The organism is Klebsiella sp. 7-CIP_Kleb. (genome assembly GCF_050378655.1).
In the GTDB taxonomy this organism is placed as follows: domain Bacteria; phylum Pseudomonadota; class Gammaproteobacteria; order Enterobacterales; family Enterobacteriaceae; genus Klebsiella; species Klebsiella quasipneumoniae.
This window is the reverse complement of the sequence record NZ_JBNRLJ010000002.1, coordinates 461,164-482,266: the sequence shown is the minus strand read 5'-3', so window position 1 is coordinate 482,266 and position 21,103 is coordinate 461,164. Positions and strand designations below refer to the sequence as shown.

Here is a 21,103-nt window from a genome sequence, read left to right as displayed (position 1 = left end):
GTCACAAAACCACCGGCGACTCTCGTCGCCGGTAGGGGGGTTAGTGCGAGCCGCATACCTCGCACTGCGGGTGGCGCATCAGCTTCATTTCACGAAACTGGCAGGTCATGGCGTCGTACATCACGATTTTTCCGCTGGCAGGGGTGCCGTAGCCGGTCAGCAGCTTAATGGCCTCCATCGCCTGCAGGGAACCGATAGTGCCCACCAGCGGGGCCATCACGCCGGCTTCGACGCAGGTGAGGGCATTTTCGCCAAACAGGCGGCTCAGGCAGCGGTAGCAGGGTTCGCCCTGCTGATAGGTGAAGACGCTGATCTGCCCCTCCATGCGGATCGCCGCCCCGGAAACCAGCGGGGTTTGGTGGCGGAAGCAGCCGGCGTTGAGCTGGTTACGGATGGCGACGTTGTCGGTGCAGTCGAGCACCAGATCGTGCCCGGCAATCTGCGCCGCCAGCGCCGGTTCATCCAGTAAGGCATTGAGCGGCACCAGATGAACGTGCGGATTAATGCGCGCCAGCGCCTCGCGGGCGGAATTCACCTTAGGCTGGCCGAGGGTGGCATCGCTGTGCAGCGTCTGGCGCTGCAGATTGGAGAGCGAGACGGTGTCGAAATCGAGCAGGGTGAGCTGCCCCACCCCGGCGGCGGCCAGATACTGCGCGGCGGCGCAGCCAAGCCCGCCGAGGCCGACCACCAGCACCCGAGCGGCCTTTAGCCGCTCCTGGCCGTCAAAATCAAAACCGCGCAAAACAATCTGCCGGTTATAGCGCAGCATCTCTTCATCGCTCAGCTCCACGGCCATTACAGCCCCCCAAACAGATGGCTGAACGGTTCGACGTCGACCCATTCGCCCGCTTCAACGTGGCCGCGCTCGCGCTCCAGCACGATAAAGCAGTTGCCGAGGCTGAAAGAGCTGAAAATGTGCGAGCCCTGATGGCCGGTGGTGGTCACCACCAGCTCGCCGTCCGGGTTGCGCTGCAGAATACCGCGCTGAAAATCGAGGCGGCCCGGCGACTTTTTCAGTCGCGTGGCGGCGCGTACCCGCAGGTGGGTTGCCTGAAGCGGACCGTGCTTGCCCGAGAGCTTCGCCAGCAGCGGCTGCACCAGCTGACAGAAGGTGACGGTGGCGGAAACCGGGTTGCCCGGCAGGCCGCAGAACCAGCTGCTGCTGAGCTTGCCGAAGGCGAAGGGTTTGCCCGGCTTGATCGCCAGCTTCCAGAAGCCGATCTCCCCCAGCTCTTCAAGAATGGTTTTGGTGTAGTCGGCCTCGCCCACCGAGACGCCCCCGGAGCTGATGACCACGTCGGCCTGCTGGTCGGCGGCGATAAAGGCTTCACGCAGTTGCGCCGGATCGTCAGGAATAATGCCGAGGTTAATGACCTCGCAGCCCAGCTGTTCGAGCATCAGATGCACCGCCAGGCGGTTGGTATCGTAAATCTGGCCGTCGCCGAGCGGTTGACCCGGCAGCTGCAGCTCATCGCCGGTCGAGAAGACCGCGACGCGAATCTTGCGCACCACCTCGACGTCGGCAATGCCCAGCGAGGCCAGCACCGGCAGCTCGGCTACCGTCAGCGGCGTTCCCGCCGGGAAGACCACCGCGCCGTGGGCGATATCTTCTCCGCGGCGGCGAATATGCTGCCCGGCTTTCACCGGCGCGGTAAAGCGCACGCCGGCGTCGGTCTGTTCAGTCTCTTCCTGCATGACTACCGCGTCGCAGCCTGCAGGCACCGGCGCGCCGGTCATAATGCGGATACAGGTGCTGGTGGGCCAGGCGTCGTGAAACGGCTGGCCGGCGAAGGCCTTCCCGGCGACCGGCAGGGCCGCGCCGTCGCGAAGGTCGCTCAACCGGACGGCATAGCCATCCATCGCCGCGTTATCAAAGCCGGGGACATCCAGCGGGGAGATAATGTCATGGGCGGTAACGCGCGCGAAGGCCTGCAACAGCGGTACAGTTTCCGTGGCGCTCAGCGGCGTAATACGATCGAGCATCTGGGTGAGGGCTGTGTCGAGCGGCATCAGTCCGGCGGTAAAATCCATGGGTCACTCCTGCGGGCAAAACGGCGAAAACGCCTATTATGGCAGAAAAGCGCCGCGGGCTGTATGCCACCTGGGTACGAGGCTTTACATCGCCCGCCGCTCTTTCTATATTCAAAAATTGTATAAGACATTCAGCAATATAATGATATCAATACCCTTATTCCTGACGTGACCGGCGCCGCGACGCGCTACGACAGGGCGGGGGCTATCCACTTCATCGTTAAGGACTGGCGAAATGGGCAAGGCGGTTATAGCAATTCACGGCGGCGCAGGGGCGATTTCTCGCGCGCAGATGACGCCGGAGCGGGAGCGGGAGTACGTGGCGGCGCTGTCGGCTATCGTCGAAAGCGGACAGAAAATGTTGGCTGCGGGCGCCAGTGCGCTGGATGCCGTGACCGAGGCCGTCCGTCTGCTGGAGGAGTGTCCGCTGTTTAACGCCGGGATCGGCTCGGTATTTACCCACGATCAAACCCACGAACTGGACGCCTGCGTGATGGACGGCTACAGCCTGCAGGCGGGGGCGGTGGCCGGGGTCAAACATTTACGTAATCCGGTGCTGGCGGCGCGTCTGGTGCTGGAGAAGAGCCCGCACGTGCTGCTGATCGGCGAGGGGGCGGAAAATTTCGCCTTCTCCCACGGAATGGCGCGCGTCGATAACGATCTCTTTTCCACCCCCGAGCGCCTGCTGCAGCTGCAGGAGGCGAAAGCGGGTGGGGAGATCATCCTTGACCACCATGCCGCTCCGCTCGACGAACGCCAGAAAATGGGCACCGTCGGGGCGGTGGCGCTCGATCTGGCCGGCAATCTGGCGGCGGCGACCTCCACCGGCGGCATGACCAACAAACTGCCCGGACGCGTTGGCGACAGCCCGCTGCCGGGCGCGGGGTGCTACGCCAACAACGCCAGCGTGGCGGTCTCCTGCACCGGCACCGGCGAAGTCTTTATGCGTACTCTGGCGGCCTACGATATCGCCGCCCTGATGGAGTACGGTCAGCTCAGTCTCTATTCCGCCTGCGAGCGGGTGGTGATGGAGAAGCTGCCGGCCCTCGGCGGCAGCGGCGGACTGATTGCCGTCGATCGCGAAGGCAACGTCGTTTTACCGTTTAACAGCGAAGGCATGTACCGCGCCTGGTGCTATGCCGGCGATACGCCGACCATTGGCATTTATCGCGAATAGAACAAGGGAGAGGGAGAGTGCCGCAAACTCACGAAACGGATACCTGCGAAGTACTGGTGGTGCGCAACCTGAACGTGGCGTTTCGCCAGCAGGATGCGCCAGAGGTGCAGGCCGTGCGTCAGCTTTCCTTCAGCCTGCGCCGCGGCGAGACGCTGGCGATTGTCGGGGAGTCCGGTTCGGGAAAATCGGTCACCGCTCTGGCGCTGATGCGTCTGCTTGACGCCGCCAGCAGCGAGGTGAGCAGCGAGGGGCTGTGGCTGCGACGGCGCAACCGGCAGGTGATCGCGCTCAATGAGCAATCGGAGGCCGAAATGCGCCGGGTACGCGGCGCGGACCTGGCGATGATTTTTCAGGAGCCGATGACTTCGCTGAACCCGGTGTTCACCATCGGCGAGCAGATCGCCGAATCCCTGCGTCTGCACCAGGGGCTGGGGCGCGAAGAGGCGCTGCGCGCGGCAAAAAAGATGCTCGACCAGGTGCGTATTCCCCAGGCGGAAGAGATGCTCTCACGCTATCCGCACCAGCTCTCCGGCGGCATGCGCCAGCGGGTGATGATCGCCATGGCGCTCTCCTGTCGGCCGGCGGTGCTGATTGCCGACGAGCCGACCACGGCGCTGGATGTCACCATCCAGGCGCAAATTTTGCAACTTATCGCTGTCCTGCAAAAGGAGATGGCGATGGGGGTAATCTTTATCACCCATGACATGGGGGTGGTGGCCGATATCGCCGATCGGGTGCTGGTCATGTATCGCGGCGAGGCGGTGGAGACCGGCAGCGTCGAGGAGATTTTCCGTTCACCGCAGCACCCTTATACGCAGTCCCTGCTGGCGGCGGTCCCCCGGCTGGGTGAGATGCGCGGTCGGGATCTGCCGCGCCGCTTTCCGCTGCCGGGGCAGCCGCTGGCGGAGACAGAAACGCCAGACACGGTGGTGGCGGGGGAGCCGATTCTGCAGGTGCGCGATCTGGTGGCCCGTTTCCCGGTGCGCGGCGGGCTGCTCAATCGCGTGACGCGCGAAGTGCATGCGGTGGAGAAGGTGAGTTTTGATCTCTGGCCGGGAGAGACCCTCTCTCTGGTGGGGGAGTCCGGCTGCGGCAAGTCGACCACCGGCCGGGCGCTGCTGAGGCTGGTTGAGACCCAGGGCGGCACCATTACCTTCGATGGTCAGCGGATCGATACCCTCTCCGGCAGCAAGCTGCAGTCCCTGCGGCGCAATATTCAGTTTATTTTTCAGGATCCTTACGCCTCGCTCGATCCGCGCCAGACGGTCGGCGATTCGATTATGGAGCCGCTGCGGGTGCATGGCCTGCTGGACAGGGAGGCGGCGCGCGAGCGGGTCGCCTGGCTGCTGAAGCGCGTGGGGCTGCAGCCGGAGCATGCCTGGCGCTACCCCCACGCCTTTTCCGGCGGCCAGCGGCAGCGGATCTGCATTGCCCGCGCGCTGGCACTGAATCCGAAGGTGGTGATTGCCGATGAGTCGGTGTCGGCCCTGGATGTCTCCATTCGTGCGCAGATTATCAATCTGATGCTCGACCTGCAGCGCGAGATGGGCATCGCGTTTCTGTTTATTTCCCATGATATGGCGGTGGTGGAGCGCATCAGCCACCGCGTGGCGGTGATGTATCGCGGCCGGATAGTCGAAATCGGCCCGCGCCGCGCAGTGTTTGAAAACCCGCAGCACCCCTATACCCGTAAGCTCATGGCTGCCGTACCGGTGGCCGACCCGGCCTACCGTCATCCGCAGCGGGTCCTGCTGTCTGATGACGTCCCGGGCAATATCTATAAGCGGGGCGAGGAGATCGCCAGCCCGCCATTGCAGCAAGTTGGGCCGGGCCACTTTGTCGCCCGCGACGCCGCCGACGTGCTGGGCAGAACATAACAACACATAACGCACCTTTTCAGGAGAACACGATGACACAACCTGTTTCACGCAAATGGTGGCTGGCGCTGAGTATCGCGGCGGCCCTGGCGAGCGCCCCCGCTTTTGCTGCCAAAGATGTGGTGGTGGCGGTCGGGTCTAACTTCACGACGCTCGACCCCTATGATGCTAACGATACTCTGTCGCAGGCGGTGGCGAAGTCCTTTTATCAAGGCCTGTTCGGCCTTGATAAAGAGATGAAGCTGCAAAATGTCCTTGCCGAGAGCTACACCGTGTCGCCGGATGGCCTGGTGTACACCATCAAGCTGCACAGCGGGGTGAAATTCCAGGATGGCACCGACTTTAACGCCGAGGCGGTCAAGGCTAACCTCGACCGCGCCAGCAACCCGGAAAACCATCTCAAGCGCTATAACCTGTATAAAAATATCGCCAGCACCGAGGCGGTTGATCCGACCACGGTGAAAATCACCCTCAAACAGCCGTTCTCGGCGTTTATTAATATTCTCGCCCATCCGGCGACGGCGATGATTTCGCCGACGGCGCTGAAAAAATATGGCAAGGATATCGGCTTCCACCCGGTGGGCACCGGGCCGTATAAGCTCGATACCTGGAACCAGACCGACTTCGTGAAGGTCAGCAAGTTCGATGGCTACTGGCAGCCGGGGCTGCCGAAGCTGGATTCCATTACCTGGCGACCGGTGGTCGATAACAATACCCGGGCGGCGATGCTGCAGACCGGCGAGGCGCAGTTTGCCTTCCCGATCCCCTACGAGCAGGCGCCGCTGCTGGCGAAAAACAGCAAACTGGAGCTGGTGGCCAGTCCGTCGATCATGCAGCGTTACATCAGCATGAACGTGACGCAGAAACCGTTCGATAATCCGAAGGTGCGCGAAGCGATCAACTACGCCATCAACCGCCAGGCGCTGGTCAAGGTGGCGTTTGCCGGCTATGCCACCCCGGCGACCGGCGTGGTGCCGCCATCGATTGCCTACGCTCAGAGCTACCCCGCGTGGCCTTACGATCCGGCGAAAGCGCGCCAGCTGCTAAAAGAGGCCGGCTACCCCAACGGGTTTAGCACTACGCTGTGGTCGTCACATAACCACAGCACCGCGCAGAAAGTGCTGCAGTTTACCCAGCAGCAGTTGGCGCAGGTGGGCATAAAGGCGCAAGTGACGGCGATGGACGCCGGTCAGCGGGCGGCGGAAGTGGAAGGTAAAGGGCAGAAAGAGAGCGGGGTACGGATGTTCTATACCGGCTGGTCCGCCTCCACTGGCGAAGCCGACTGGGCGCTTTCGCCGCTGTTTGCTTCTCAAAACTGGCCGCCGACCCTGTTCAACACCGCTTTTTACAGCAACCCGCAGGTGGATAGCGCGCTGAGCGAGGCGCTGAAAACCACCGATCCGCAAGAGAAAACCAAACTCTACAAAGCGGCGCAGGATATTATCTGGAAAGAGTCGCCGTGGGTGCCGCTGGTGGTGGAGAAACTGGTCTCCGCCCACAGCAAGAACCTCACCGGCTTTTATATCCAGCCGGACACCGGCTTCAGCTTCGAACAGGCAGATTTAACACCGTGAAGGTCGAGATGATGCCCTCCGGCGCTAGTGGGCGGAGGGCGGTTTTTCCGCGGGGCGGGTTGTGGAGGTACGATGCTCAACTATGTGATTAAGCGCCTGCTGGGGCTGATCCCCACCCTGCTAATCGTCGCGGTGCTGGTGTTTCTCTTCGTCCATATGCTGCCCGGCGACCCGGCGCGGCTGATTGCCGGACCAGAGGCCGATGCCCAGGTGGTGGCGATGGTGCGCCAGCAGCTGGGACTTGACCAGCCGCTGCACGTCCAGTTCTGGCACTACATCACCAACGTGCTGCGCGGCGATTTTGGCATGTCCATGGCCTCGCGGCGTCCCGTTGCCAGTGAGATAGGCAGCCGCTTTATGCCCACCCTGTGGCTGACGCTGGCCAGCATGAGCTGGGCGGTGCTGTTTGGCATGGCGGCGGGGATCGCGGCGGCGGTGTGGCGCAATCGCTGGCCTGACCGTCTGGGAATGGCGCTGGCGGTGAGCGGTATTTCGTTTCCGGCCTTTGCCCTCGGCATGCTGCTGATGCAGGTGTTTTCGGTTGAGCTGGGCTGGCTGCCGACGGTGGGCGCCGACAGCTGGCGGCACTATATTTTGCCGTCGCTGACCCTCGGCGCGGCGGTGGCGGCGGTGATGGCGCGCTTTACCCGCGCGTCGTTCGTCGATGTGCTGCATGAAGACTATATGCGTACCGCCCGGGCGAAAGGGGTGAGCGAAACGCGGGTGGTGCTCAAGCATGGTCTGCGCAATGCGATGATCCCGGTGGTCACCATGATGGGGCTGCAGTTCGGTTTCCTGCTCGGCGGCTCGATCGTCGTGGAGAAGGTCTTCAACTGGCCCGGGCTGGGGCGACTGCTGGTCGATTCGGTAGAAATGCGCGATTACCCGGTGATTCAGGCGGAAGTGCTGCTCTTTTCGCTGGAGTTTATTCTTATCAATTTAGTGGTGGATGTGCTGTACGCGGCCATAAACCCGGCTATCAGGTATAAGTAAGGTGCGATTGCTTAACTGGAGAAGGCAGGCGGCGCTGAACGCCATGCCGGGCATCAGGCCCGGCGAAATCCATACCCCCTGGCATGAGTTCTGGCGGCGCTTTCGGCGTCAGCCGGTGGCCATGGGCGCCGGTATTTTCGTGCTGTTGCTGATTGCGGTGGCCATCGTCGCCCCATGGATAGCGCCGTACGATGCGGAAAATTATTTCGACTACGACCGGCTTAACGAGGGGCCTTCGCTGGTGCACTGGTTCGGTGTCGACTCTTTGGGGCGCGATATTTTCAGCCGGGTGCTGGTGGGGGCGCAGATCTCGCTGGCCGCCGGGGTGCTGGCGGTGCTGATTGGCGCGGCCATCGGCACGGTGCTTGGGCTGCTGGCCGGCTACTATGAGGGCTGGTGGGACCGGCTGATTATGCGTCTGTGCGACGTGCTGTTCGCCTTTCCGGGGATCCTGCTGGCGATCGCGGTGGTCGCCGTCATGGGCAGCGGGATGGCCAACGTGATTATCGCCGTGGCGATCTTCTCGATCCCGGCGTTCGCCCGGCTGGTGCGGGGCAACACCCTGGTATTAAAGCAGCAGACCTTTATTGAATCGGCGCGCAGCATTGGCGCCAGCGATTCCACCATCCTCTTCCACCACATCCTGCCGGGGACGGTGTCGTCGATCGTGGTTTATTTCACCATGCGCATTGGGGTATCGATTATTTCGGCGGCCAGTCTGTCGTTTCTCGGTCTCGGCGCGCAGCCGCCCACGCCGGAGTGGGGCGCGATGCTCAACGAGGCGCGGGCGGATATGGTGATGTCCCCGCACGTGGCGCTGTTTCCGGCGGTGGCGATTTTCGTGACCGTGCTGGCGTTTAATCTGCTGGGGGATGGCCTGCGCGATGCGCTGGATCCGAAGTTAAAGGGGTAGGGTGAGGGAAAGCACCGCCGTGCGGTGCTTTATATTATTTGTGGCTTCAGCGCACATTGCGCTCCCGGTTAATCTTCTGCGTTATGTCTCTCATAGCGCAGGGAGCGCACAGGGGGCGGCCAGTCGCCGCCGCCCCCTGTACCCCCGGGCTCCGGCCAGCAACATCGCCACTGCGTGGTGCCTTCGACTTATCCCTGCAGGCTTCGGGTCGGGCCGAGGCAGCGTCCGTGCAAAACACGGCCCTCAGCCCGCATCCATGCGGGCTGCCCCGGCCTTCCGGGAACGTCTCAGCGATGTTGAGGCCGCCAGCATCGGCAGTTTCAGCAACAAAGGTGAATAAATTAACGACAGGTCGTACGAACGTAGGCCGGGTAAGCGTAGCGCCACCCGGCAAAATAACGGCGCAACAGGGTTGCCTGGAAGGTCATCAACGCTTGCCTGGCAGCGCTGCGCTTGCGGGGGCCTGGGGGGAGCCTACGGGAGGACCCCGTAGGCTGGGAATGCGCTAAGCCGCTATCCGGGAAGCTGGACTAGACCCGGGTTCCCCACAGGTCGTATTCGTCGGCGTGCTCGACTTTCACCCGCACCACGTCGCCCGGCTTAACGCGGGTTTCGCCGTTCAGGTAGACCGCGCCGTCGATTTCCGGGGCGTCGGCCATGCTGCGGCCAATGGCGCCTTCTTCATCAACTTCATCCACCAGCACCAGGATTTCGCGACCCACTTTTTCCTGCAGACGCTCGGCAGAGATCTGCTGCTGCAGCTGCATAAAGCGGTTCCAGCGCTCCTCTTTCACCTCTTCCGGCACCTGATCCGCCAGCTCATTGGCGGTGGCGCCTTCAACCGGGCTGTACTTGAAGCAGCCGACGCGGTCGAGACGCGCCTCTTTCAGGAAGTCGAGCAGCATCTGGAAATCTTCTTCCGTTTCCCCCGGGAAGCCCACGATAAAGGTGGAGCGCAGGGTCAGATCAGGGCAGATTTCACGCCACTGCTTGATGCGCGCCAGCTGACGGTCAGCGGAACCTGGACGCTTCATCAGCTTCAGGATGCGCGGGCTGGCGTGCTGCAGCGGAATATCGAGGTACGGCAGAATTTTGCCTTCTGCCATCAGCGGGATCACATCGTCAACGTGCGGGTACGGGTAGACATAGTGCAGGCGCACCCAGATGCCGAGCTTCGCCAGCTCTTCGCACAGGCTGACCATGCTGGTCTTCACCGGCATACCGTTGTGGAAACCGGTGCGGTGCTTGACGTCGACGCCGTAGGCGGAGGTGTCCTGCGAAATCACCAGCAGCTCTTTCACGCCAGCGTCAGCGAGGCGTTTGGCTTCCGCCAGCACTTCGCCAATCGGACGGCTCACTAGGTCGCCGCGCATGGACGGAATAATGCAGAAGGTGCAGCGATGGTTGCAGCCTTCAGAAATTTTTAAGTAGGCGTAGTGGCGCGGCGTCAGCTTAACGCCCTGTTCCGGCACCAGGCTCAGGAACGGGTTGTGCTTCGGCTTTGGCGTATAGTGGTGGACGTGCTCCAGCACCTGCTCATAGCTGTGCGGACCGGTGATCTCCAGCACCTTCGGGTGCACTTCACGGATCTGATCCTCTTTTGCGCCGAGACAGCCGGTGACGATCACCTTGCCGTTCTCTTTCAACGCTTCGCCGATCGCTTCCAGCGATTCCTGCACAGCGCTGTCGATAAAGCCGCAGGTATTAACGATCACCATATCGGCGTTGTCGTAGGTAGGGACGACGTCATAACCTTCGGTGCGCAGTTCGGTCAGGATACGCTCTGAGTCCACGAGGTTTTTCGGGCAGCCCAGGGAGACGAAGCCGATTTTCGGCTGGTGCGTGACATTGCTCATAGCTTAAAAAGTGTTCAATTATTGGAATGGTCAGGGCAGGAATTCTACAGATCTTTGCGAAAAAGAGTATAGCTCCGTCACGGTTAATGGTGAAAAAGCGCACCCAGCCCTGCCTTTCATGCCCCTGCCGCTAAAGCGGATCCCGCACGCCCCGGAGCAGAGGGGCGGGAAACGCTTCCGGCAAGCCGTGCGCGCAGGCGGCGATTCACGCCCGGCGTTGCTGCCGGGCAGAGACTTATTGCGCCGGGGTGACGGCTCCGGAGGGGGCGGCGCCGGGCTTTTTCGGCTCGCGCTTATCCTGCAGCGTGAAGACAGAGATCAAAGTAAAGAGCCCGGCGATGCCGCCGAGGATCAGATAGGTGTCGGCGAAGCCAATGGTATCGTACAGATAGCCAGCCAGCGGGGAGTAAATGGCGGTGGCGATCGAGGCGACAAACAGCACCAGTAAATAGACTGTCGAAGAGAGCTTGTGGTCGAAGTTGGCGGCGATGAATTTAAAGACCGACACCAGAATTAACGGTTTCTCCAGGGCATGCATCATTTTTACTGCGCCAATCCACACCGGTCCGAGAGGCACCGCCGAACCAACAATACGTACCGACATGATCAGCCCGGCAATGATCAGCGCCCACTTGGCGCCGGTCCGGTTAACAAACCACGGCATCAGGCATAAGAACAGCGTTTCGCCGCAAACCTGAATGGAGGCGAGGATCCCATACCAGCGGTTGCCTTCCTCCGGCGTCGGGAACTGTTGCGAGAAGTACTGGGCAAACTGCTGATCGTAGGTGTCATAAATTTGCGTGACGAACAGGGTAAAGAGCAGCAGCATCCAGAACTGACCATTCTTCGCCAGCTCGAGGGCATGGGAGACCTTCAGCGATTCGCTTCGCGCTACATCGGCGTCGGTTAATTCGATTTTGGTCAGCATAAAGCAGACGGCGGCGATGACGATGGCGAGGCTGGCGAGCCAGAAGGCCAGATTGGGATTGCTGTCGATATATTTACCGACGATCCAGGCCGCTGCCGCCCAGCCTAACGAGCCCCACATCCGCACCCGACCGTATTCGAACTGGTAGCGGCGGGAAATCTTATCGATATAAGAGTCGATCACCCCGCAGCCGGAGTTAAAGATGATCCCCAGATAGATCCCCCCCAGCAGCGCGCCAATCCAGAAGCTGTGCATCAGCAGCGGCGCGTAAACGTAGATAAAGAAGGGGCCTACCGGCAGGAGCAGGGCGACCAGCAGCCAAATAAGCCGTTTTTTCAGGCCGAACTTGTCGGAAATAAAGCCGAAGAAAGGCTGCATCAGCAGGGCGATAAAGGCGTTTACCGAGTAGAGCAGGCCGGTTTTCGTGGCGCTGATGCCAAGATGCTGGGTGGTCCAAATGACAAAGAAAGCCATGGTCGACGACCAGGCGAACAGGTAGAGGAAATCGAAAAGACTCAACAGAAGGTAGTTTCTTTTACCGGACGTCATGGTTCAGTTCCTTACAAACGGGCAGAGAGATTATCAGCGAACCGCGGCCGCGGTCGCTGTTTTTATTAAATGTTATACGTATTACATTAATGATTTGTTATGGCACTCTGGCTGACGATCGTGCAATAGAGTCTGCGATATAATGTGATCATTGCAGCACTATTTTGGCCACTTAATAGCGATGATAGCGATTTTGTTTCTTTGCGAAATTAAATGTGATCGTATTACATTATTTTTGTTATAGACCTGACAAAGCGGCAAGGTTGTCAAATTGTAAATGGTGTTAAAGTCTTGGGAATAATTGACCTGGCGCATCATTTTGTACAAAAAATAACCGTATCATGGATAGGGTAAAGGACGACAGAGGAGGAACCGTGATGACCGTTGACAGACTATACCGCCACCTTTTGCAGAAGCTCATTAACGCCAATATCGATATTGACGCCTATCTGCAGCTGCGGAAGGCCAAAGGCTACATGTCAGTCAGCGAAAATGACCATCTGCGTGAAAACTTGTTTGAGCTTTGCCGTGAAATGCGTGCCCAGGCGCCGCGCCTGCAGCATGTCATTTCACCGGAGGAAAAGGATGCCCTTCGTTTGGCCGGCGAGTCCGTCGCCGCCGCTGCAGTATGCCTGATGAGCGGGCATCATGATTGTCCGCTGTACATCGCTGTTAACGTAGAGAAGCTAGAACGCTGTCTGACAGGATTGACTTCAAATATTCATAAATTGAATAAATTGTCGCCAATTCCTCATGCCTGATCGGCTGAAACCCAGGGGAAGTGGATGCTTCCCCTGTTAAAGGTTATGTAAAAATCCCCGCGCAAATTTCCCCGCTGGCTACCCTTTAGCGCAGAGCTGACGAAAGGAGAATGCCATGCGTCCGATCCCGCTGCTGTTGCTATTGAGCGCCCTGTCGCTGCCGGCCCTGAGCCAGGCCGCGGCGCGGGTGGAGGTATTGCAGAACCGGCTGGCCCATCCGTGGAGCCTGGCATTTCTCCCCGGCGACCAGGGCATGTTGATTACCCTGCGTGGCGGCGAGCTCAAGCGCTGGCAGCCGGGTAAAGGCCTGTCGGCGCCGATAGCCGGCGTGCCGCAGGTGTGGGCCAACGGCCAGGGGGGCTTACTGGACGTGGCGCTGGCCCCGGATTTCGCGCAGTCGCGGCGGGTGTGGCTAAGCTATGCGGAAAGCGACGCCAGCGGCAAAGCGGGCACCGCGGTGGGCTACGGGCAGTTGAGCCAGGATGCCACTCAACTGACGAATTTCACCGTGGTGTTTCGCCAGCAGCCGAAACTCTCCGTCGGCAATCATTTTGGCGGCCGGCTGGTGTTTGACGGCAAAGGGCATCTCTTTATTGGCCTCGGGGAGAACAATCAGCGTCCCACCGCTCAGGATCTCGACAAGCTGCAGGGAAAAGTGGTCCGCCTGACGGAGAACGGGGGTGTGCCGCCGGATAATCCCTTTGTTGGCCGGGCCGACGTGAGGCCGGAGATCTGGGCCTACGGCATCCGCAACCCACAGGGGATGGCGATAAATCCGTGGAGCGGGGCGCTGTGGCTGAACGAGCACGGCCCGCGCGGCGGGGATGAAATTAATATCCCGCAGGCGGGAAAAAACTACGGCTGGCCGCTGGCGACGCACGGCATTAACTACAGTGGCCTGCCCATTCCGGAGGCCAGGGGCAAAACGGTTCCGGGAACCGAGCCTCCCCTGTATGTCTGGCCGGTCTCACCCGGGGTAAGCGGGATGGCCTTCTACGCGGCGCAGACCTTTCCCCAGTGGCAACATAAGCTGTTTATCGGCGCGCTGAAGGAGACGTCGCTGATTGTCCTGGCGGTGGACGGCAACCAGGTCCGCGAGGAGGGGCGCCTGCTGGAGGCGCGCGGGAAACGTATCCGCGACGTTCGCGTGGGACCCGACGGCTATCTGTATGTGTTAACCGACGAGTCTAACGGCGAGCTATTGCGGCTGAGTCCGGAGAAGTAGCGTCAGGTGACCGGGATCTGCACCACTTCGCGCCAGGCGGGACGCTGGCTAATCTGCTGATACCAGCGCTGCAGATGGGGCCGCGGTTGCCAGCTGTCGAGGATCGACAACAGGTTGTAGACGAAGGGGGCGACGGCAATATCGCCAAGGCCGAACTGCTCGCCAGAGAGCCACGGCATTTTGGCCAGTTCGTCATCCAGCATGGCGAATAGCGCTTCGCAGGCGCTGATCCCCGCGGCTATGGCCGCCGGGTCGCGTTGCTCCGGCGGCGTCCTCACCAGGCCCATTAACACCGGGCGATGGGCGGGAGAGAGGGTGCCGTTGGACCAGTCCATCCACTTTTCGCCTTGCGCGCGCTGCGCCGGCGCGGCCAGCCACAGACGGTCAACGCCATACTGGGCGGCAAGGTAGCGAATAATCGTATTTGATTCCCACAACACCACCCCGGTGGCATCGTCCTTTAACAGCGGCACCAGCCCGTTGGGGTTCATCGCCAGATATTCCGGGTCATGATTGAGACCAAACTCCAGCCCGGCGAGGATCTGCTCATACGGCAGATCCAGCTCCTCCAGCACCCAGCGCACTTTCTTCACGTTGGTCGAATTATTACGTCCCCACAGTGTAATCATTTTCGCTCCTGAGTTTGTTTCACTGCCGTTGCAGCGCGATCGGCGATCATGTTGGGATAAAGTTAATATTTAGGCAATCACGATCAAAAAAATTGTTCTGATTAAAGCACGGCGGCATGTTATTGCGTAAACTTTAAAAACTTTACCAACTCGCTGTTTCTTTAAGGTCATTTGTACGCTTTACTCACCGGTTGCTGCGGCGCGGTCAGAGTGGCGCGGCATATTTTGTTTGGAAAGGATACTTGGGTGGCTCTTATGATGCATGACGCTTTTTCCCTTCGCGGCCTCGCGGCAGGTTGCGCGCTGTTATTTCTTGTCGCACCTGCGGTGCAGGCTGCAGAACAACTCCCCGACGCCCCTTCGATTGACGCTCGCGCCTGGATCCTGATGGACTACGCCAGCGGGAAGGTGCTGAGCGAAGGCAATGCCGATGAAAAACTCGACCCGGCCAGTCTGACGAAGATCATGACCAGCTACGTGGTGGGGCAGGCGATAAAAGCGGGAAAAATTAAACTGACCGATATGGTGACCGTCGGGCGCGATGCCTGGGCGACCGGCAACCCGGCGCTGCGCGGCTCATCGGTGATGTTCCTCAAGCCCGGCATGCAGGTTTCCGTGGAAGATCTGAACAAAGGGGTCATCATTCAGTCCGGTAACGACGCCAGCATTGCCATTGCGGACTACGTGGCGGGCAGCCAGGATGCTTTCGTCAGCCTGATGAACGGCTACGCCAAAAAAATGGGGCTGACCAACACCACCTTTATGACCGTTCACGGCCTTGATGCGCCGGGGCAGTTCAGTACCGCTCGCGATATGGCGTTGTTGACCAAAGCGATGATCCACGATGTACCGGAAGAGTACGCGGTACATAAAGAGAAAGAGTTCACCTTTAATAAAATTCGTCAGCCAAACCGTAACCGTCTGCTGTGGAGCACCAACCTCAACGCCGATGGCGTGAAAACCGGGACCACCGCCGGGGCCGGCTATAACCTGGTTTCTTCGGCCACGCAGGGCGATATGCGTCTGATTGCCGTGGTGCTGGGGACCAAAACCGACCGCATTCGTTTTAACGAGTCAGAAAAACTGCTGACCTGGGGCTTCCGCTTCTATGAAACCGTGACGCCGATTAAACCGGATGCCACCTTCGTCACTCAGCGCGTGTGGTTTGGCGACAGCAGCGAAGCGAAACTGGGGGCTGGCGAAGCGGGCTCTATCACCCTGCCGAAGGGGCAGTTGAAAAACCTGAAAGCCAGCTACACCTTAAACCAGCCGCAGCTTACCGCGCCGCTGGAGAAGGGGCAGGTGGTCGGGACTATCGACTTTAAGCTGAATGATAAAACCATCGAGCAGCGCCCGCTGATCGTCATGGAGCCGGTGAAAGAGGGCGGCTTCTTCAGCCGGATGATCGACTTCGTACTGATGAAACTGCACGGCTGGTTCGGCAGCTGGTTCTCCTGATGCCATGACCGCGCCCGGCGGGGCGCGGTCAGTTACGCTTCTATAGTGACGCTTCAATACAGCAGGGAGATCTGCTGTGCCTTCGCCAGCGCCACCAGCTCATCATCCGGGCAGATATCGCTGGCGATCACGTCAAACTTCGCTAACGCCCCCATGCGCGCCGGACGCACTTTGCCAAACTTGCTGTGGTCTACCACCAGCACGTGGTAGCGCGCGTGTCGCATCGCCCAGTGCTTGACCGGCAGTTCCTCCAGGTTATAGCAGGTTGCCCCTTGCTCGCAGTCAATGCCCGCCGCCGAGTAAAAGGCGATGTCAGGGCTCAGATGGCTGAGGGTATCCTCAAGGCTCAGCGGCATAAAAATCGCGTTGCTGGCATGAAATTCCCCACCGCACAGGACCGCGCGGCACTGGGGCTTTTCCTGCAGGGCCAGAAAGGTGTTCAGGGAGTAGCAGACGCCAGTGAAGGGCAGGGCGTCGTCAATGGCGTCGATGATCCACGGGGTGGTGGTTCCGCAGTCGAAGAAGGCCATCTGATGGGCCTCCAGCAGCGCGGCCGCATGGCGGGCGGCGCGGCGTTTTTCCTCGACCAGCCGGGTTTTTTGGTCGCTGAGCAGGTAATGGGTGGCGCTGCGCGGCTCCAGCACAATGTATCCGCCGAGCAGCACGACCGGACCGCTGTGGCCGTTGAGGTCGCGACGAATGGTCATTTCCGACACCCCGAGCAGGGAGGCCGCTTCTTTCAGATGCAGCTTATCGCTGCGCTTGAGTGCCTGAATGAGCTGACTGATGCGTTCGTCACGGCGAGTTTCCATATTCCCTCTGCGCTAAAATCGCCCTGCGGAGGCAGGGCGTTAGCGGGATTTTACCTGTCGCTTGCGGGTTAGTCACGCGCTCGCCGCCGCGACGGTCGGCGTTTAGCCGCGCACCCAGCCTTTGCGGATCGGCAGGGAGAAGCAGAGGCGATAGAGGCGCTGCAGCTGACGGTACAGCGCCGAGCCGACAGTATGCCAGATTAGCGCCGCGCCAAGGCAGCCGCACATCCCGGCCAGCAGGCCGCCGACCATGTCCAGCGGCCAGTGGACGCCGAGATAGACGCGGGACCACGCGATGGCGGCGGCAAGGGCCATCAGCAGGGCGCCGGACCAGACGCGGTGCCAGAACAGGAAGGCCAGGGCAAAGGTAAAGCTGACGGTGCCGTGGTCGCTGGGGAAGGAATCGTCCGCCGCGTGGTGTAGGAAGTTATAGCCCACGCCAGCGACAAACGGCCGATCGTGCGGATAGAGGTGGCCGATCGCCCATGAGACGGTCAGGCTGATGGTTAGCGCCAGCATCAGCTTAAACACCATCTGCCGCTGGGCAGGCCCCCACAGCCACAAGGTCACCACCAGCAGGGGCACGATCAGAATTAGATCTTTAGCGATGAAAATCGCCACCTCAATGGCCCACTGCGGCGAGGCCGGGGTCGCGTTGAGCAGGGCGAACAGCGCGTAGTTAATATTTTCCAGCATAGACTTCCAGGCTCGTTGGTCCGATAGCAAATAAGCCGCTTACCCTAAATAAAAGCGGTGCGGAGATAAAGCAGTATTGTCTTAAATATCAGGTTGTTAAGAAATGTCGCCTTCTGAGGTGCGGCGCTAACCCCCTGAAAAGCGTCAGTATATCCTTTGTCACATGGCTGAAACATAAACGGAATATATACGCAGAGTGAATTGCTAAGGCGAGCCCTGATGCTGGCGCGCAACTCGCAATATTGTGCGGTGTCACCCACAATTCACTATCTCCGCGCCGGGAGTTTCATTACACTTTGCGCGATTTTTGATAGATAAGAGATTTCATGCAAAATTATTCGCTTTCAGGTCGCCGCCTCGGAAGGCAGGCGCTGCTGTTCCCGCTATGTCTGGTGCTGTACGAGTTTTCCACCTATATCGGCAACGATATGATCCAGCCGGGTATGCTGGCCGTGGTTCAGGAGTTTCAGGTGGGCAACGAGTGGGTACCCACCTCGATGACCGCTTATCTGGCCGGCGGCATGTTTCTACAGTGGCTGCTGGGGCCGCTGTCGGACCGTATTGGCCGCCGTCCGGTGATGTTGACCGGGGTGGTGTGGTTTATCGTCACCTGCCTGGCGACGCTGCTGGCGCAGACCATTGAACAGTTCACCCTGCTGCGCTTCCTGCAGGGGATCAGCCTGTGTTTTATCGGCGCGGTCGGCTACGCGGCGATCCAGGAGTCCTTTGAGGAGGCGGTGTGTATTAAAATCACCGCCCTGATGGCCAATGTGGCGCTGATTGCCCCGCTGCTGGGGCCGCTGGTGGGCGCCGCCTGGGTGCATATCCTGCCGTGGGAGATGATGTTCGTGCTGTTCGCCGTGCTGGCGGCTATCTCGTTTGTCGGCCTGCAGCGGGCGATGCCGGAAACCGCGACGCGACTGGGTGAAAAGCTGTCGGTCAAAGAGCTGGGCCGCGACTATCGGCTGGTGCTGAAGAACCTGCGCTTCGTCGCCGGCGCGCTGGCTACCGGCTTTGTCAGCCTGCCGCTGCTGGCGTGGATCGCCCAGTCGCCGGTGATTATTATCAGCGGCGAACAGGCGACAAGCTATGAGTATGGCATGCTGCAGGTGCCGATTTTCGGCGCGCTGATTGCCGGCAACCTAGTGCTGGCGCGCCTGACTTCGCGCCGTACCGTGCGCTCGCTGATTATCATGGGCGGCTGGCCGATCGTGTTTGGCCTGCTCCTCTCCGCGGCGGCGACGGTGGTCTCTTCCCACGCCTATCTGTGGATGACCGCCGGTCTGAGCTTCTACGCCTTCGGGATTGGCCTGGCGAACGCCGGCCTGGTGCGCTTAACCCTGTTCGCCAGCGAGATGAGCAAAGGCACGGTTTCGGCGGCGATGGGGATGCTGCAGATGCTGATCTTCACCGTCGGCATCGAGCTCAGCAAACATGCTTACGAGCTCGGCGGCAACGGGCTGTTCAGCCTGTTTAACCTGTTGGGCGGTGTACTGTGGCTGGGGCTGATGATCTACTTCCTGAAAGATAAAAGCGTCGGCAATTCGCAGCAGGGATAACCGGTTGAAAACCCGGATGCGCTCGCATCCGGGTCTTATCAGGCGAATGGCGCTTCGCGATCCAATACCTTATCGATAATCTGCAGAACACCCTCTTCGTTATTGTGCGGCGCGTGATAGCGGGCGACGGCTTTGACGTCTTCCCGGGCGTTGGCCATGGCGAAGCCAAATCCGGCGTGCTGCAGCATTTCGATATCGTTGCCGCTGTCGCCGAACGCCACCACCTCGTGATCTTCAATACCCCAGCGCTGTTGCAAAATACGCAGGCCGTTGGCTTTGTGCACCCCCGGGATAATTAAGTCGATGCTACCGTAGCCGGTGGCTACCGCTGTCACCATGTCCCCCAGCGCCGCGTGCAGCTTCGGCTGAATTTCCGGGATCAGGCGGTCCGGCACGTTGAGACCAAATTTGAGGATGGTGTCATCGAGATGGTTAAAATCATCCACCAGTTCAAGGCGGTGATAATACTTCGCCGCCACCGTCTTCAGCGCGTCGTTGTAGCGGTTGAGGGTGTAGGCGCTGCGCTTCCCGCAGGCGATGATTTCGATATTCGGCAGCGTCTGCAGATGGTCGACCACGGCGTTGAAATGGTGAACCGGCAGCTGGCAGTTGAAGACGTCTTCATTGTCGCTCACCACCCAGCCGCCGTTTTCCGCAACGAAGGCGATCTGGTGGGCGATCTCCGGGAAGAAGGAGATCAGCTGGTAGTACTGGTTGCCGCTGGCGACCACGAAGCGAATGTTTTGCTCGCGCATCCGCTGATACTGGGCGAGGAAGCGCGGCCGGTTGTAAGTTTTGGCATCGCTTAAAAAGGTGCCGTCCATATCCACCGCAATCAGTTTGATGCTCATTAGCTGTTCTCCATAACGGGTTCAGACTGTGGCTTAGCCACCGCGCGGGCGACCAGCGCCGCCACCATCACCAGGCCCAGCACCACCATCATGGCGCTGCGCAGGCCGAAATGCTCGCCGAGGAAGCCCAGCAGCGGCGGCCCGACGAGGAAAGCAAGATACCCGGTAATCGCCACCACGCTGACGCGCTTAGGGGCATCCGGACCGGTATCGCTGGCGGCGGAGATGGTCAACGGGAAGCCGAGCGAGGCGCCAATGCCCCACAGCAGCACCGAAATGCCCGCCACCCAGGGGTTGTCGACGAAGATAATCAGGCCAATGCCCAGAGCGCCCATCACCGCGCTGCCACGAACCACCGTCACCCGGCTGTAGCGATCGATAAACCAGCCGCCGGTAAAGCGGCCCAGCGTCATGCCGAGGGTGAAGCCGGCATAGATCAGCGAGCCGGAGGTGGGGCTAAAGCCGTGGCCGTCCACCATCAGCAGCGGCAGCCAGTCATTGGCTGAGCCTTCGGCGAAGGCCATCGCCAGGACGATAACCCCGATAAGCAGCAGCTGCGCATCGCGCCATACCGGCAGACCTTTCGCCTCGCCGTGGGCGGCTTCGGCGGCATTTTTACCGGTACCCTCCGGAATGGCACGGATAGCAATGGCGATGGGCAGGATGGCCACCAGCGCGGCCGCCAGGATATGCGGGGCGGCGGGAAGGCCGAACCCGGTCACCGCCATGCCCACCCCGGCGCCGAACAGGGTGCCAAAGCTGTAGAAGCCGTGCATCATCGGCAGCACCGTTTTATTCATCTCCCGCTCAACCGCCGCGCCTTCGACGTTAATGGCGACCTCTGCCGAGCCAAAGCTGGCGCCAAAGATGGCCAGACCGAAGGCGAACAGCGGGGCGGAGGCAAGCCACAGCGCCAGGCTGAGCACTAGCATGCCGAGTACGGCGAAGGACATGGTGGTGCGGATGACCTTGCGGGTGCCAAAGCGCTTCACCAGCCACGCCGAGCAGAGAATACCGCTCATCGACCCCACCGACAGGCCAAACAGCACGACGCCCATCTCTGCGGTAGAAAGCGCCAGCAGATCGCGGATCGCCGGCGTGCGGGTGGCCCAGGAGGCCATTAATAAGCCAGGGATGAAAAAGAACATAAACAGCGCCCACAGTCGAAGCTGGAGCGCTCTGCGCGAAGATTGCGTCGTCATCCGTAAACGCCT

18 protein-coding genes are annotated in these 21,103 nt (G+C 60.5%); 9 read left to right on the top strand and 9 right to left on the bottom strand.

Annotated features, from left to right (window positions below; all coding sequences use genetic code 11):
* Positions 1–40: 40 nt before the first annotated feature.
* Positions 41–796 carry a molybdopterin-synthase adenylyltransferase MoeB gene (gene moeB, locus ACQUTI_RS09930; protein ID WP_017900148.1) on the bottom strand — a complete coding sequence of 252 codons (756 nt, stop codon included), beginning with the start codon at positions 794–796 and terminating at the stop codon, positions 41–43.
* Positions 796–2,031, bottom strand: a complete 1,236-nt coding sequence (moeA, locus tag ACQUTI_RS09925) for a molybdopterin molybdotransferase MoeA (RefSeq protein WP_428923250.1) — start codon at positions 2,029–2,031, stop codon at positions 796–798. The genes moeB and moeA overlap by 1 nt, the downstream gene beginning before the upstream one ends.
* Positions 2,032–2,266: 235 nt before the next feature.
* On the opposite strand from moeA, the gene iaaA reads away from it, so the two are divergent.
* The 5 genes from iaaA to gsiD all read left to right on the top strand — a co-directional run bounded on the left by iaaA (position 2,267) and on the right by gsiD (position 8,565).
* Positions 2,267–3,208 (top strand): beta-aspartyl-peptidase, encoded by a 942-nt coding sequence (iaaA, locus tag ACQUTI_RS09920; protein ID WP_023320035.1) that lies wholly within the window; start codon positions 2,267–2,269, stop codon positions 3,206–3,208.
* Positions 3,209–3,225: 17 nt separating this feature from the next.
* Complete coding sequence (gene gsiA, locus ACQUTI_RS09915) at positions 3,226–5,085, top strand: glutathione ABC transporter ATP-binding protein GsiA (RefSeq protein WP_017900145.1); 1,860 nt, start codon at positions 3,226–3,228, stop codon at positions 5,083–5,085.
* Positions 5,086–5,117: 32 nt separating this feature from the next.
* Positions 5,118–6,659: a glutathione ABC transporter substrate-binding protein GsiB gene (gene gsiB, locus ACQUTI_RS09910; protein WP_004886272.1), complete on the top strand. Its 1,542-nt coding sequence runs from the start codon at positions 5,118–5,120 to the stop codon at positions 6,657–6,659.
* Positions 6,660–6,731: 72 nt separating this feature from the next.
* Positions 6,732–7,652 carry a glutathione ABC transporter permease GsiC gene (gene gsiC, locus ACQUTI_RS09905; protein WP_032455765.1) on the top strand — a complete coding sequence of 307 codons (921 nt, stop codon included), beginning with the start codon at positions 6,732–6,734 and terminating at the stop codon, positions 7,650–7,652.
* 1 nt (position 7,653) lies between these two features.
* Positions 7,654–8,565 carry a glutathione ABC transporter permease GsiD gene (gene gsiD, locus ACQUTI_RS09900; RefSeq protein WP_117263372.1) on the top strand — a complete coding sequence of 304 codons (912 nt, stop codon included), beginning with the start codon at positions 7,654–7,656 and terminating at the stop codon, positions 8,563–8,565.
* 530 nt (positions 8,566–9,095) lie between these two features.
* Here gsiD and rimO read toward each other — a convergent pair.
* Both rimO and ACQUTI_RS09890 read right to left on the bottom strand, forming a co-directional pair.
* Positions 9,096–10,421, bottom strand: coding sequence for a 30S ribosomal protein S12 methylthiotransferase RimO (rimO, locus tag ACQUTI_RS09895; RefSeq protein WP_004141985.1), 1,326 nt, complete (start codon positions 10,419–10,421; stop codon positions 9,096–9,098).
* Between the two features lie 235 nt (positions 10,422–10,656).
* Entirely contained in the window at positions 10,657–11,898 is a 1,242-nt protein-coding gene (locus ACQUTI_RS09890; protein WP_080935889.1) for an oligosaccharide MFS transporter, read from the bottom strand.
* A gap of 377 nt (positions 11,899–12,275) precedes the next feature.
* Here ACQUTI_RS09890 and bssR point away from each other — a divergent pair, with 377 nt between their 5' ends.
* A complete protein-coding gene (gene bssR, locus ACQUTI_RS09885; protein WP_004201285.1) occupies positions 12,276–12,659 on the top strand; it encodes a biofilm formation regulator BssR in 384 nt (127 codons plus the stop codon).
* Between the two features lie 115 nt (positions 12,660–12,774).
* Positions 12,775–13,884, top strand: a complete 1,110-nt coding sequence (locus tag ACQUTI_RS09880; protein ID WP_004201287.1) for a PQQ-dependent sugar dehydrogenase — start codon at positions 12,775–12,777, stop codon at positions 13,882–13,884.
* Between the two features lie 2 nt (positions 13,885–13,886).
* Here the strand turns inward: ACQUTI_RS09880 and ACQUTI_RS09875 are convergent, their stop codons facing one another.
* On the bottom strand, positions 13,887–14,513 hold the full coding sequence (locus ACQUTI_RS09875) for a glutathione S-transferase family protein (protein WP_017900142.1): 627 nt from the start codon (positions 14,511–14,513) through the stop codon (positions 13,887–13,889).
* 255 nt (positions 14,514–14,768) lie between these two features.
* Between ACQUTI_RS09875 and dacC the strand changes: the two genes are divergently transcribed.
* The gene (gene dacC / locus ACQUTI_RS09870) at positions 14,769–15,971 is read left to right on the top strand and encodes a serine-type D-Ala-D-Ala carboxypeptidase (RefSeq protein ID WP_004201290.1); all 1,203 of its coding nucleotides are present in this window, start codon (positions 14,769–14,771) and stop codon (positions 15,969–15,971) included.
* Between the two features lie 53 nt (positions 15,972–16,024).
* On the opposite strand, the gene deoR is transcribed toward dacC, so the two are convergent.
* Both deoR and ybjG read right to left on the bottom strand, forming a co-directional pair.
* The gene (deoR, locus tag ACQUTI_RS09865) at positions 16,025–16,783 is read right to left on the bottom strand and encodes a DNA-binding transcriptional repressor DeoR (protein WP_004151717.1); all 759 of its coding nucleotides are present in this window, start codon (positions 16,781–16,783) and stop codon (positions 16,025–16,027) included.
* 102 nt (positions 16,784–16,885) lie between these two features.
* Positions 16,886–17,479: an undecaprenyl-diphosphate phosphatase gene (ybjG, locus tag ACQUTI_RS09860; protein WP_048294431.1), complete on the bottom strand. Its 594-nt coding sequence runs from the start codon at positions 17,477–17,479 to the stop codon at positions 16,886–16,888.
* Between the two features lie 326 nt (positions 17,480–17,805).
* Between ybjG and kdeA the strand changes: the two genes are divergently transcribed.
* On the top strand, positions 17,806–19,038 hold the full coding sequence (kdeA, locus tag ACQUTI_RS09855) for a multidrug efflux MFS transporter KdeA (protein ID WP_004201293.1): 1,233 nt from the start codon (positions 17,806–17,808) through the stop codon (positions 19,036–19,038).
* Positions 19,039–19,076: 38 nt separating this feature from the next.
* Here the strand turns inward: kdeA and ACQUTI_RS09850 are convergent, their stop codons facing one another.
* Together ACQUTI_RS09850 and ACQUTI_RS09845 are read right to left on the bottom strand one after the other, a co-directional pair.
* Positions 19,077–19,889, bottom strand: a complete 813-nt coding sequence (locus ACQUTI_RS09850; RefSeq protein WP_017900140.1) for a Cof-type HAD-IIB family hydrolase — start codon at positions 19,887–19,889, stop codon at positions 19,077–19,079.
* Positions 19,889–21,091 carry an MFS transporter gene (locus tag ACQUTI_RS09845; RefSeq protein WP_017900139.1) on the bottom strand — a complete coding sequence of 401 codons (1,203 nt, stop codon included), beginning with the start codon at positions 21,089–21,091 and terminating at the stop codon, positions 19,889–19,891. Before ACQUTI_RS09845 ends, ACQUTI_RS09850 begins: the two co-directional genes overlap by 1 nt.
* Between the last annotated feature and the right edge of the window lie 12 nt (positions 21,092–21,103).